The following is a 12607-nucleotide window of genomic DNA, read 5'->3' on the forward strand; positions in this document are numbered from 1 at the left end:
CATCATGTAGTTATGACAACCAGTCACCATGTTGAGGAAACGAGATGGCGGATCATTCACTGCCGACCGAGTTCTGCATGCGACGCCAGCCCAGGCAATTACGCAGCCAGGACGTGGCGAGTCGTATCGAGCAGGCCGCTCTGGCGCTGCTGCAGGAGCAGGGGTTTGCGGCGCTCAACACCAATGCCATCGCCGCGCGCGCCGGAGTGGGCATCAAGTCGCTCTATCACCTGTTTCCCAACAAGGAGGCGATCATCTGTCGGCTCGCCCTGGATTGGCTGGCGGCGGTGTGTGAGGCGCAAGAAGTGATCAGGCAGCAGGCCGTAGACTGGCCCCAGAGCTTGCTGCTGCTGGATCAGGCGCTGGCGGTACTGGATGCGCGTTTCGTCGGTTATGGTGCGCTCTGGCAGGCGATGGATCTGATCCCGGCGCTGCATACGGTGGAGCAGGAGCACGAGCGCGGCCAAATCGCCTTTTGGTCCGAGCGGTTGCGCCATTTTGGCTGCCGCTGGCCCGAGCCCGAGCTCACGACTCTGGTGCGCTATTTCTACCGCACGGCGGACGTGGTCAAGCAGTGCACCAAGGATCAGGGGGAACCGGGGCGACAGATGTGGCAGTTGCACCGACGCTGGATCGAGCAGCTGATGGCGGCCGCCATCGCCGAGCCGGATCCTGCGCGGGTGTGGCAGGGGCTGCCCGGGCTGGCGATCGGCTCCTGAGGATATGACGACAAACGAAGAGGGAGTGCCTGCACTCCCTCTTTGTTTTTGCTGCGTGGCGGTGAAATGTTTGCAGCTTGAAGGCTCGTGGCCAGCCCTAGCCGTAGCGGGCCAGGGTCAAGCCCTCGTCGCTGATGGCGGGGGCGCGGCCGCTGATGAGATCCGCCAGTAGCTGGCCCGAGCCCGCCGCCATGGTCCAGCCCAGGGTGCCGTGACCGGTGTTGAGCCAGAGTCCCGGAATGGGGCTCTGGCCCACCAAAGGCGTGCCGTCCGGCGTCATGGGACGCAGCCCTGTCCAGAACTCGGCGCGGGCGAGATCGCCGCCATCGGGAAACAGATCCCTCACCACCATGGCCAGGGTGTCGTGGCGCCTGGGGTTGAGCGCCAGGTTGAAGCCGCTGAGCTCGGCCATGCCGCCGACCCGGATCCGCTCGTCGAAGCGGGTGATGGCCACCTTGTAGGTTTCGTCCAGCACTGTGCTGCGCGGCGCCGCCTCGGCATTCGTCATCGGCAGGGTGAGGGAGTAGCCCTTGACCGGATAGACGGGCAGCGCGATGCCGAGCGGGCGCAGCAAGCCGGTGGCATAGCTGCCGAGGGCGCAGACGATGGCATCGGCCTGCCAGCGCCGCTCGCCGGCCCGCACCGCCACGGCACGGCCTCGGGCCAGCTCGACTTCGTCGATGGCGCAGTCGAACACGAATTCCACCCCGAGCCGCCGCGCCTCGTCCGCCAGCGCCTGAGTGAAGCGAAAACAATCGCCGGTCTCGTCGCCGGGCAGGCGCAGGCCCCCCAGGATCTTGCCGCGCACCCGTGCTAGCGCGGGCTCGACCTCCTCACAGCCGGCGACGTCCAGCGCCTGGTGGGGGACGCCGTACTGCTCCAGCACGGCGATGTCCCGCTTGCTGGCCTCGCGCTGGGACGCGCTTCGAAACAGCTGCAGAGTGCCGAGCTGGCGTCCCTCGTAATCCAGTGCCAATTCATCCCGCAGCCCCTTCATGCAGTCCCGGCTGTACTCGGCCAGCCGCACCATGCGCCCCTTGTTGGTGGCATAGGCCGCCGGGGTGCAGTTGGCGAACATCTGCAGCATCCAGCGTAACTGGAAGGGATCCGAGGTGGGGTGCACCCTGAAGGGGGCGTGCTTTTGCAGCATCCATTTCGCGGCCTTGAGGGGGATGCCAGGGGCTGCCCAGGGGGAGGCATAGCCGGGGGAGATCTGGCCCGCGTTGGCGTGACTGGTTTCAAGCGCCACCCCGCTTCGCCGCTCCAGCAGAGTCACCTGATGACCCGCCCTGGCCAGATACCAGGCGCTGGTGACCCCAATCACGCCTCCTCCCAATACGACAATCTTCATTCCATCATCCTTGCTGTGGTGCCTGGCAGAGTGAATTGCCCCCCGGCTTGTTGCCGGGGAGCGGGTTGATTACCACGGTATCATCGGCAGTGTGATCGGCAAATCCTGTCGCCGAGAAATGTGATTTATCACTCCATTAACATATAAAAGCAGTCTTTTTATCATGTGGATTGCTACGTTCATGATGTTTTTTACTGCCCTGTGAGGCGGCAAGATGAGGGGGCGACAGGGCTCGCGCCTGGTCATCGGATTGGGGAAGGTGGAGGGGAAACGCGGCGAGGAAGATAGCAAACCGCAGGCGCGTGGCCTGCGGTTAAAGCTCGGGGCGAGGCGGGATTATTGCGCCGAGAAGAGCTTGGTCTGCGGCGTGGATTGGGCGGTCAGGGTCGCCCGGCCAGAGGTCTCCAGCCAGGTCTTGATCCGCTTGGCATCGGCGACCCGCTCGTCCGTGGTATTGGCATGGAGCAGCACCATGATAACGGGTTCATTGCTGACCGTGGTGCCCATCACCAGGCAACGCCCCGCCTCGCGGATATAGCCGGTCTTGGAGACCAGAATGGGCCAACTGCCTTCCCGCACGATGCGGTTGGAGTTGTGGTATTGCATCTGGCGCTTGCCGTTGCGCACCAGTCGATGCTCGGTGGAGGTGTACTGACGGATCAAGGGGTAGGTGGAGGCCGTTGCCGCCAGCTTGGCCAGATCGTGGGCGGTGGCGACGTTGCGCGGGTTGAGCCCGGTGCTGTCGGCAAAATGGGTGCTCCACATGCCGAGCATGCGGGCCTTGGCATTCATCGCCTCGACAAAGGCACGTCGTCCGCCGGGATAGTTGCGTGCCAGAGCAGAGGCGGCGCGGTTTTCCGACGACATCAGGGCGATGTGCAGCATGTCGGCACGGCTCAGGCGGGAACCAATGGCCAGGCGGGAGCCGGTGCCCTTGATCCTGTCCACATCGTCCATGGTGACCGTGATAGTCTCGGCGAGGCGTTGGTTGCCATCCAGCACTACCAGCGCCGTCATCAGCTTGGTGATGGAGGCAATCGGCATCACCCTGTTGGCGTTGCGCTCGGCCAGGATCTCACCGGTGCGGGAGTTGGCGACCACGAAGGCATCGGATCTCAGGGAGAGATTGCTGCGTTGCTCTAGCAGACGGCTGGAGGAGGTGGATGTCGCAGAAAAGGGATTGGCATGGGCGCTTTCCATGCTGGCGGGAAGGAGCAAGGCGCCGAACAGCAAGGGAAGAAAAGGACGAATGTTCATGATTTGGCTCTACTACGACTCAGGGGGGCATTTGGCTAAGTTATATGACGGGAATTGACGCTTCACAATGCCAAAAGTTCCAATTTTTTATTTTAATGGGACGGTGATCCTTGAAATCACCGCATCGGCGGCTATATCGCGCCCTTATTCGGTCAGAACCAGGTCATCAAAGGGGCCAATAAGCGTCAATATCCCCGTCAGGGACGCGCACTATATGCCGGAACTGACCCTCCGTTACCACTCTTTTTTGTACTCTTTGCAGCCTAAAGGTGAGCGCACGTTGTTCCCGGAATGTTCGCTTGGCAAACCTATGAGGCGGAGCGGCAAGAACTTGATGGGAGACAAGGAGGTTCTTCCTCTTTATCTCCATTAGCCCAAGGACGGGCAGCCCGCTGCCATGAGCCATCTACCCGTCTCAGCCGAGCACCACCCGCATCAACGCCGAGGGGCGGTTTTCGACAAAATAATGCCAGACGTGTTCATAGAGTGCTTTCTGGCCGGGAAAGCTCACCAGCGCCTTGGCCTCGGCCAGCGAGCACCAGCGATACTCGGTATGTTCGTCGTTGAGTTGCACCGCTTGATTGGGCGGGCAATAGACCACAAAGACCGGCACTACTGTCACCACATTCGGGCCGCTTTCATAAAACTGTTCCAGATATTGGCCGTTATACAGCTCGGTGACCTGAATGCCCGTCTCCTCGCCCAGTTCGCGAATGATGGTCTGCCAGCCGGCTTCACCGGCTTCCACTGTGCCAGCTACATGGCACCAGAAACCGCCCTTGACGCGGTTCATCAGCAGCATTTTCATCTGGCCATCTATTTCCGATAGGGCCACGCCAGCAACGGCGTGACAGCGGATGGGGATCATGATTCGTCCTTGTTGTCGCAAAATGAGATTCTGCATTATGGGGATGGATGGGCATCGTGGATCAACCCCCTATATCGGATGTCCCGACATTGCAGAGCCTACATGTGATTGCGTTTATCCCCCCATGATGCGAGCGGTCTGAATGGCCTGGATCAGCGCGGCGCGGTTGATGCGGGGGCGCTCTTCATCGAGCAACTGCTGCCACAGGGTGATGGCCTCGCCATAGCGGCCGTGCAGGAAGTGGTCGGAGGCGAGCAGCATCAGGGCGCTCACTTCCCCGCTGTCGAGCGCGAGCGCGGCATCGAGCAGGCGGCGCGCCTCCGGGGTGAGCCGCTGGCCCGCCTGGTAGTAGCGTACCGTGGCCTGAGCGGCCAGGGTGGCGGCACTGGCGCCCCCTTCCAGCAGGGCGAGCCGTTGATAGGCGAGCCAGGCGTTCTCATAGTCGTCCCGATACAGATAGAGCTGACCGAGCTCGGCCCAACTCTCGAGATCCTGGGGCTCCCGCTGCAATCGCTGGTGCAGGACGCCGAGCTCCTTGTCTTGCAAGTCGCGGGGACTCAGGCCCGCCAGGGGATCGGGGCGTTGCTGATAGGCCTGCCAGGCCTGATAACGGCCGGTATTGGCGTAGAAGAGTGCGACAGAACCCAGCAACAACACCGTGAACAGCAGCCAGGGCAGGGGACGAAGGCCGGGGCTGGCGGCCATCACCCTGACGCGCAGCTGTTGCTCCGCCAGCGGCGTGACAGTGGCGAGCCGCGCCTGCTCCAGCTCTCGATAGAGGCGCGAGTGAGGGGAGAGCCCCGCCTGTTGCTCGGCCATGATCTGCCGGTTCAACTCGGATCTGGGATCCCGGGGCTGTGTGCTCTGGGACTGATAACCGACCAGGGGAGCTCGCACCTTCCGTCGCAGGCTGTGGCGAAGGCGCGTCAGCGCCAGCAGCGTCAGCAGCAGCGGCCCCGCCCACAGCAGCAGGGTGCTGGCCTTGAGGGGGGGATCGTAGCGGACGAAATCTCCGAAGCGCTCCGTCATGCGGGCGATCACCTGCTCATCGCTCTGTCCCTCGTCCACCCAGCGGTAGACCTCGAGCCGCAGATCCCGGGCGATGGGGGAGTTGGACTCTACCAGGTTCTGGTTCTGGCACTGGGGGCAGCGCAGGGCACGGGCCAGCTCCTGGGCGCGGGTTTGGAGCTCAGGGTGGCGGAACTGGTAGGTGTCGACGCCGCTGGCAAGGGCCCCGAGGCTTATCGCGATCAGCAGGGCACTGAGGAGGGGGGTGAGCAGAGTGAGGCGTCTCATGGGGTGGTCTCCGCCCTGCCCGATGGGGATTGGCCGGCAGCCTTGGCATGGGCCTCGGCGAGCAGGGGCATGAACTGGCGCTGCCAGATCTCCCGGGTCAGCTCGCCGGTGTGGCGGCTCAGCAGAGTGCCATCGGCGCCGAATAGATAGGTCTCCGGCGTGCCATAGACCCCGAGCTCCAGGGCCAGTTTGCCATCGGGATCCGCCAGCACGCCCCTGTAGGGGTTGCCCGCCTCGCGCAGCCAGGCGCGAGCCGCCTCATCCTTGTCCCGGTAGTTGAGGCCGTAGAGGGCCACAGTGTCGGCCAACTCATTTAGCAAGGGGTGCTCGGCGCGGCAAGCCGGGCACCAGCTGGCCCAGACGTTGAGCACAAAGGGCTCCCCCTTGAGCGCCTCGGTGTGGATGGGGGCGCCGCCAAACAGATCGTCACTCTGCCAGCTCGGCAGGCTGCGGCCCAGGGTGGCATCATCCTGGCTGTAGGGGTTGTTGCCGAGCCCCAGCCAGAGCAGGAGGCCGAGGCACAGGGTTATCCCAAGGGGGATGAAGAGACGCAGGCGAGCACTCATGGCGCCTCCCAGGGTTGCAAGGGGAGAGGCTGATGCGCACAGGCCTGCTGGTGCGCCGCCAGCAGCGGGCGCCGCCCCAGCAGGCGCAGCGCACCACCAAGGGTCATCAAGAGGCCGCCGAACCAGATCCAGCGCACCAGCGGCTTGTGATGCAGTCGCATGGCATAAGCATCCGGCCCCATCTTCTCCCCCAGCACCACGTAGAGATCCCCAAAGAGCCCCCACTGGATGCCGGGTTCGTTCATGTTCATGGTGCGCACGCTGTAGTGGCGCCGCTCCGGCATCAGCCTTGCGACCTCTTTACCCTCTTTGTGCACGCTGAGGGTGATGCGCTCGGCGGTGTAGTTGGGGCCGAGCAGCGGCTCGCTGCCCTCGTAGTGAAACTCGTAGGCGCCGAGTCGGTAGGGATTGCCTGCGCTGAGCACGGTGCCCCCCTCCTGGCTATGGTGGCTCACCTGGGCTATGCCGAGGGCGCAGACCGCGACCCCGAGGTGGGCCAGCAGGCTGCCCATCCGGCTGGCATCTCGCCACCGGGTGTTCAGTGGGACGTTGAGCAGCAGGCTCGCCATCAGCCAGAGGCCGATCATGTTGGCGACGATCCCGCTCCAGCCCAGGCTGCCCTGCTCGCGATAGGCGAGGCTGAGCAGGCCACCGCCCAGCAGGCCGAATAACGGCGGCAACAGGGCGCGGAGGCGGGAGACGGTGGCCAGCTGTTGCCAGCGCAGGCGCGGGATCTGGGTCATCAGGGCCATCAGCATCAGGGCCAGCGGCACGAAGATGGCGTTGAAGTAGGGGGCGCCGACCGACAGCGATCCCAGGTGCAGGGACTGGAATACCATGGGGTAGAAGGTGCCGAGCAGCACGCTGGCACAGGCCACCGACAGCAGCAGGATGGCGGCGCCGAGCAGCCCCTCCTTTGACCAGAAACCGAAGCGGGCGTATGGGGCGCGGGTGTCGGCCCGCAGCGCGAACAGGGTCAAGGCGGTGGTCAGCAGCAGGCCGAGCAACAGCAACAGGGTGAGGCCGCGATTGGGATCCACCGCGAAGGCGTGGACCGAGGTGAGCACCCCGGAGCGCACCACGAAGGTGCCGAGCAAGCTCAGGGCGAAGGTGAAGATGGAGAGCAGCAAGACGCCGTGGCCGTAAGCACCGCGCTTCTCGCAGACGATGAGGGCGTGCAAGAGCGCGGTGCCCAGCAGCCAGGGCAGCAGAGAGGCATTTTCCACCGGATCCCAGAACCACCAGCCGCCCCAGCCGAGTTCGTAATAGGCCCACCAGGAGCCGAGCAGGATGCCGGCGGTGAGAAACACCCAGGAGCCCAGCGCCCAGGGGCGGCTCCAGTGCGCCACGGCGCCGTCCAGCCTGCCCGAATGCAGCGCCGCCATGGCGAAGGCGAAGTTGACCGCAAAGCCCACGTAGCCGAGGTAGAGCAGCGGCGGATGCACGATGAGGCCGATGTCCTGCAGCATGGGGTTGAGATCGCGCCCCTCCAGCGGCCCCGGGAAGGCGCGATCGAAGGGGCTGGAGAAGGCGAGGGTATAGAGCCCGAACAGCCCCACGATCAGCCCCATGATGGCGAGCACCCGGACCAGGATCAGCGAGTCGACCCGCTTCGAGCAGAGCGCGACCAGGGCACCCCAGAGCGCCAGTGCGAACACGAAGAACAGCATGGAGCCCTCGTGACCGCCCCAGACCGCCGCGAGTTTGAAGCCGAGGGGCAGGGCGCTGTTGGCGTGCTGGGCCACGTACACCAGGGTGAAGTCATCCCGGCCAAAGCAGAGGGCGAGCAGCACCAGGGCTGCCCCGAGCAGGAAAGCGACCAGCAGGGCCAGCGGCTTGGCACAACCTAGCAACGGGCGCGAGGCGAGCCGCAACCCCAGCCAGGGCAGGGTGCCTTGCACCAGGGCGAGCCCGGTCGCCAGCAACAGTGAGAGATAGCCGAGCTCAGCCAGCACACAACCTCCAATCCCAATCATGTGTTCATGTCATGCCGCAGCGCCCGCACCGGGCCGGCGTTGGGGCATAACCAGAAAATCCAGGTTCTCAACAACGGACAAGCGCCAGCCGCTGGGGGCGGCTGGCGTTTGGAGCCCCGCTTAGAGCCTGTCTACGACCTGTCGCGAGAGGCTGTCAGCAAGGTAAAGAGCAGCGCAGGAACCGGAGCGTATAGACATACGTGAGGATTCCGAGCAGCGCATGAGCCTTGATCACGGCCTCGTAGCAAGATCGTGAACAGGTTCTTAGACGACCGTCATCTGGCCGGCATAGAGCACGAAGTAACGCAGCAGCAGTATGCCGAGCAGACTCAGGCTGCACACCAGCACCAGATGGCCGCTCTTCTGGCGCTGGGGGGCCGGGGTGAGCAGGGCGAGCAACTGCGGCAACAGCATGCCGATGCCCACCACGCCGACCCAGAACACCTGAGACCAGAAGCCGCCGCCGATGGCGGCCCACATGGCCACCTCCTTCTGGCCGCCACCGAAGTAGAGGCCGGTGAAGAAGCAGACCAGCAGCAGTACTTCCACCGCCAGCACCGGTCGCTCGAAGCGGTGCACGAAACTCACCCCCTGGCTGTGGTGATCCTCCTTGAAGAGAGTCACCGCCAGCAAGATGGTGGAGGCGATGCCCGAGCTGAGGCCCGACACCAGAAACAGCACCGGCAGCACCGGGTTGTTGAGCAGCGGATAGGTCTTCAGCGCCGAGAGCAGGAAGCCGGTATAGGCCCCGAGCAGCACCGCCAGCAGCAGGAGCAGCGGCGCCAGCAGCCGCTCGATGCGGGCCAGCAGACCTATCACGCCGTCAACGAAGGCGAACTTCTCCTTGAAGAGCCGACTGCGCAATGCCGCGATCTCGGCCCTGAACACCCCCCCTAGCCAGGCGAACAACACCGCCATGTAGACCTGGAACAGCATGACCCCCATCGACATCACGGAGTCGAACTGGTAGTGGAACATCAGTTTCCAGAAGGTCCAGGGGCGGGCCAGGTGGAAGATGAGGATCAGCAGGCCGAGGATCACGCTGAGCGGTGCCAGCAGGGCAGTCGCCTTGATGATGCCGCTCTCGCTGCCGGCACCCTTGCGACGCAGCAACACCGAGAGGGTGGTGGCGCCGGCGGAGATACCGAGCAGGAACAGGTAGATAGCTATAGGCCAGTCCCACACGAGGGAGGGGAAGTGAAATGCGTCTTGCATCGTCATGACGTTATCTCCCCTTTGGGTACGCGATACATCTTGGGCGAGGTGCCGAGCGCCAGCTTGTAGCGATAGGTGGTCTCCTTCACCAGCCGTTTGGCGATCGGGCTCTGGGGGTCATCCAGATTGCCGAACACCAGCGCCTTGGTGGGACAGGATTCCACGCAGGCCGGCTCCTTGCCCTGGGCCAGGTTGGTCTTGCGGCAGAAGTCGCACTTGTCCGCCACCCGGGTCACCGGGTTGATGAACCGCACCTGATAGGGGCAGGCGGCGAGACAGTACATGCAGCCGACGCAGAGATCCGGGTTCACATCGACGATGCCATCCTCCACCCGGATGTGGGAGGCCCCGGTCGGACAGACGTGGACACAGGGGGCATTGTCACAGTGCTGGCAGGACTTGCGAAAGAAGTGGTACTCCGCATCGGGAAATGTGCCTATGGGGCCGGTGCGGAGGATCTCGAGACGCGAGACCCCCTCCGGTACCTTGTTGACTTCCCGGCAGGCATCCATGCAGGCGGTGCAGCCGATGCAGGCCGTCTCGTCGTGCAGCATGCCGTAACGTACCCCGTCGATGGTCTGACTGTGGGCGAGGGCGGCGGTGCCGGCGCGAGCTGGGCCCGTCATCATGATGAGGGCGCCCGCTCCCATGCCGGCCATGAATTGACGGCGAGAGCAGCTCATGGCGCCTCCTTGTCCTGGGCGGCGGTCTTGGCCTTGATGGCCTCGTGCTGCTTGCTGTGGCAATCGACGCACAGCTTGATGCGGGATTGCGCCGGGATCCCCACCATGGGCTCCTTGGCCGGGTGCAACTGGTGGCAGCTGGTGCAAGTGAGTTTGGTCATGTGCACGTCGTGGGCCCAGAGCGCCTCACGCAGGGGCTTGGGCTCGTGGCAGCTCATGCAGACGCTGTTCTGCTCGGCGATGGGATAGCCATCCTTGCCTTGCGGAGTGTTGATGCTGTCGCTAAAGCGCATCACGTCCTTGACCCCTTCCCGGTGTTGCGGGGAGGGCTGACCGTGGCAGTTGGTGCAGGTCACCGGCGCCAGGTTGTTGGGGTTGGTCGCCTTGGCATGCTGGCCGTGCATGCCCTCTGTCTGCTCCTTGTGGCAGTCGGTGCAGGCCTTGTCGGCGCTGCGCAAGAACTCCACCTCGTGAGGGGCGGGCATGGCGCTCGGCGCGGCAGCTTGCTCCGCCGCCTGGCCCTGCACGCTGGTCAGCAGCATGGCTGCCATCAGCATCAGTCGTAAGAAATCCATCGTTACATTACCCATAGGAAGCCTCCATTCGGCGGCGTGCCCGACGATGCGGGCACGCCTGCCTCGTCATTGTGCGAGCCGTCCGGCCGCTTTGGCCTCGGCTTCCCAGGCGGGAACAGTGGTCTTGAGGAACTGGGCCTTGTCGCTGTTCATCTGCTTCATGTCCATGCCCAGAGCGGCCTGGGCCTTCTCCTTGCTGGAGATGTCAGGAATGGCGATCTCGTGGCTGATCCCCTTGGCGGCCAGCAGGCGAGCCAGCTTGGTACGGGCGTCGGCCGCCTTGTCCAGGGCGCTGCCCAGCATCTTCAGGGCCACTTCCGGGGCATGAGCCTGCACCCCGTGGGAGGCGATGGAGAAGTCCCAGCGCCATTGGGCGTGACGGATGTCTTGCAGGATGTCCTTCATCTCGGCTTCGGTGGCACCGGCATCCCAGGCCGCCTTGGCCTCGAAGTGGGCGTGTACCAGCTGCTTCTCGACTTTCAGCTTGATCTCGGTGATCGCCTCCTTGCGCTGGTGGACGACGTCTTGCAGCATCTCCTTGCTCTGGGTGTGGCAGTTGCGGCAGGTCTGCTCGAAGCGATCGAAGGGGTTGCCGACCTTGTGATCCGTGTAGACCTTGCCCTGCTCGTTCTGCACCTTGGGCATGTGGCAGTCGACGCAGGCGACGTTGTTCTGGCCGTGAATGCCGGCGCGCCAGGTCTCGTATTCCGGGTGCTGGGCCTTGAGCATGGGGGTCTTGGAGAGGGCGTGGGTCCAGTCGGCGAAGCCGACTTCGTCGTAGTACTCCTCCATCTGTTCGACCTTGGTGCCCTTGTCCCAGGGGAATTTCACCGCCTTGGTGGGGCCGTTGAAGTAGTACTCAACGTGGCACTGGCCGCAGACCTGGGATTGCTGATCGAAACGACCCTGCTCCTTGAACGGCTTGTTGATGGCGGTCATGGCTCTGTCCGCATAGGGGCGGGAGAGGTGCAGGGCGGGTTTGCCCTCCTTGAACTCCTTGGAGGCGGTGTCGTGGCAGTCGGCGCAGCCGATGGTGTTGACGATTTCTGGGCCACCCTTGGCCCACATCCCCTTGAAGTAGCCATCCTCACCCTTCTCGTCGATGACGCGGGCGACGTCCGGGCCTTTGCAGCTCCAGCAGGCCATGGGCAGGGGACCATCTTCGGCGGTCTTGGGGGCGCCGGTACGCAGGCTTTCCCGCACGTCGGTCAGGGCATAGAAGTGACCACGCGGCTTGTTGTAATCCTTGGAGAATGGGTAGCCGGCCCAGAGCACCACCATCTGTGGATCTTCCGCCAGAGCGTCGGTGCGCTCGCGGCTCTCGCTGGTCGATTTCCAGCTGTCGAACTGATCGACGTGATCCTTGGCGAACAGCTCGTTGCGCGCCTCGATCTTGCCCTTGGGGGCAGTCTCATCGGCCTGTGCCCAACTGCTACCCAGCAGGGCCGTCAATAGCAGGGTGGCGAAGCCCAGCCTGGATGGTTTGTTGTGTGAACCCACGATCATCACTCCCAGATAAATGTCCTTGCGGGGCCTGACTGTTCCATCTTGGTGCGTGGACATCTTGCCCATGGTCGATGGGCATGGCAGGCCGATTAATTTTTATTGGTGCATAAAGAATGCTTTTTATGCGATTGCTCAGGGAGATAATACCAAATGGGTAAAATGGATAATCATTTATCGCGACGGGGATTGCGCTAGATCAATTGGCAGGGGCTCCAAATGTGAAAAGTGCGATCCAGGTTTAATTATTGAATGCTATTGCGAGCTTAGTGCGAATAAGCGCAGCCGGTACAAGAGGTAAATCGATGAGAAAGCCGGCAGGAGCAGGGGCGGGAACCCTGGGTTAGGAGGCGTGAGGGACGGGCTGGCCGGCATGGGGTTCGGCGGTGGATAAACGCATGAACATTCACTTTTATCGATATGTGGCTTGGCCTGAACTTTGGTTGGTGAAATTGTCGGAGTCCGGGTCACATCGGGCTGGAGGTCAGAAGTTGTCGCATAACTGGGTGTCAAGAGGCACAGATCTGGGTTCTGTCTGCGGTAAATGAACGGAAATATCGCGGGTATCCCTAATAGATAACGTTTTCCTGAATTAAAT

Annotated in this window: 11 protein-coding genes; 1 reads left to right on the forward strand and 10 read right to left on the reverse strand. The window is 63.4% G+C overall.

Annotated features, from left to right (window positions below):
- Positions 1 to 44 precede the first annotated feature (44 nt).
- On the forward strand, positions 45 to 719 hold the full coding sequence (locus ACZ9IL_RS05585) for a TetR/AcrR family transcriptional regulator (protein WP_476002615.1): 675 nt from the start codon (positions 45 to 47) through the stop codon (positions 717 to 719).
- 97 nt (positions 720 to 816) lie between these two features.
- Here the strand turns inward: ACZ9IL_RS05585 and ACZ9IL_RS05590 are convergent, their stop codons facing one another.
- The 10 genes from ACZ9IL_RS05590 to nrfA all read right to left on the reverse strand — a co-directional run bounded on the left by ACZ9IL_RS05590 (position 817) and on the right by nrfA (position 12012).
- Complete coding sequence (locus tag ACZ9IL_RS05590) at positions 817 to 2106, reverse strand: D-amino acid dehydrogenase (RefSeq protein WP_476005304.1); 1290 nt, start codon at positions 2104 to 2106, stop codon at positions 817 to 819.
- Between the two features lie 300 nt (positions 2107 to 2406).
- The gene (locus ACZ9IL_RS05595; RefSeq protein ID WP_476002616.1) at positions 2407 to 3327 is read right to left on the reverse strand and encodes a serine hydrolase; all 921 of its coding nucleotides are present in this window, start codon (positions 3325 to 3327) and stop codon (positions 2407 to 2409) included.
- A 415-nt stretch (positions 3328 to 3742) separates the two neighbouring features.
- On the reverse strand, positions 3743 to 4195 hold the full coding sequence (locus ACZ9IL_RS05600) for an NUDIX hydrolase (protein ID WP_476002617.1): 453 nt from the start codon (positions 4193 to 4195) through the stop codon (positions 3743 to 3745).
- A 114-nt stretch (positions 4196 to 4309) separates the two neighbouring features.
- Positions 4310 to 5491, reverse strand: coding sequence for a heme lyase NrfEFG subunit NrfF (nrfF, locus tag ACZ9IL_RS05605; protein WP_476002618.1), 1182 nt, complete (start codon positions 5489 to 5491; stop codon positions 4310 to 4312).
- Entirely contained in the window at positions 5488 to 6057 is a 570-nt protein-coding gene (locus ACZ9IL_RS05610; RefSeq protein ID WP_476002619.1) for a DsbE family thiol:disulfide interchange protein, read from the reverse strand. The genes nrfF and ACZ9IL_RS05610 overlap by 4 nt, the downstream gene beginning before the upstream one ends.
- On the reverse strand, positions 6054 to 8012 hold the full coding sequence (gene nrfE, locus ACZ9IL_RS05615; protein WP_476005305.1) for a heme lyase NrfEFG subunit NrfE: 1959 nt from the start codon (positions 8010 to 8012) through the stop codon (positions 6054 to 6056). The genes ACZ9IL_RS05610 and nrfE overlap by 4 nt, the downstream gene beginning before the upstream one ends.
- Before the next feature lie 285 nt (positions 8013 to 8297).
- Complete coding sequence (gene nrfD, locus ACZ9IL_RS05620) at positions 8298 to 9254, reverse strand: cytochrome c nitrite reductase subunit NrfD (RefSeq protein WP_476002620.1); 957 nt, start codon at positions 9252 to 9254, stop codon at positions 8298 to 8300.
- Positions 9251 to 9931 carry a cytochrome c nitrite reductase Fe-S protein gene (gene nrfC / locus ACZ9IL_RS05625; RefSeq protein ID WP_476002621.1) on the reverse strand — a complete coding sequence of 227 codons (681 nt, stop codon included), beginning with the start codon at positions 9929 to 9931 and terminating at the stop codon, positions 9251 to 9253. The genes nrfD and nrfC overlap by 4 nt, the downstream gene beginning before the upstream one ends.
- Complete coding sequence (nrfB, locus tag ACZ9IL_RS05630; protein WP_476002622.1) at positions 9928 to 10521, reverse strand: cytochrome c nitrite reductase pentaheme subunit; 594 nt, start codon at positions 10519 to 10521, stop codon at positions 9928 to 9930. The genes nrfC and nrfB overlap by 4 nt, the downstream gene beginning before the upstream one ends.
- A gap of 51 nt (positions 10522 to 10572) precedes the next feature.
- On the reverse strand, positions 10573 to 12012 hold the full coding sequence (nrfA, locus tag ACZ9IL_RS05635; protein WP_476002623.1) for an ammonia-forming nitrite reductase cytochrome c552 subunit: 1440 nt from the start codon (positions 12010 to 12012) through the stop codon (positions 10573 to 10575).
- Between the last annotated feature and the right edge of the window lie 595 nt (positions 12013 to 12607).

The organism is Aeromonas sp. TECH754 (genome assembly GCF_056279295.1).

Bases quoted from the DNA above. Each gene is read 5' to 3' on its own strand.
- ACZ9IL_RS05585 (WP_476002615.1), top strand. From the start codon at position 45: ATGGCGGATCATTCACTGCCGACCGAGTTCTGCATGCGACGCCAGCCC.
- ACZ9IL_RS05595 (WP_476002616.1), bottom strand. From the start codon at position 3,327: ATGAACATTCGTCCTTTTCTTCCCTTGCTGTTCGGCGCCTTGCTCCTT.
- ACZ9IL_RS05600 (WP_476002617.1), bottom strand. From the start codon at position 4,195: ATGATCCCCATCCGCTGTCACGCCGTTGCTGGCGTGGCCCTATCGGAA.
- nrfF (WP_476002618.1), bottom strand. From the start codon at position 5,491: ATGAGACGCCTCACTCTGCTCACCCCCCTCCTCAGTGCCCTGCTGATC.
- ACZ9IL_RS05610 (WP_476002619.1), bottom strand. From the start codon at position 6,057: ATGAGTGCTCGCCTGCGTCTCTTCATCCCCCTTGGGATAACCCTGTGC.
- nrfD (WP_476002620.1), bottom strand. From the start codon at position 9,254: ATGACGATGCAAGACGCATTTCACTTCCCCTCCCTCGTGTGGGACTGG.
- nrfC (WP_476002621.1), bottom strand. From the start codon at position 9,931: ATGAGCTGCTCTCGCCGTCAATTCATGGCCGGCATGGGAGCGGGCGCC.
- nrfB (WP_476002622.1), bottom strand. From the start codon at position 10,521: ATGGGTAATGTAACGATGGATTTCTTACGACTGATGCTGATGGCAGCC.
- nrfA (WP_476002623.1), bottom strand. From the start codon at position 12,012: ATGATCGTGGGTTCACACAACAAACCATCCAGGCTGGGCTTCGCCACC.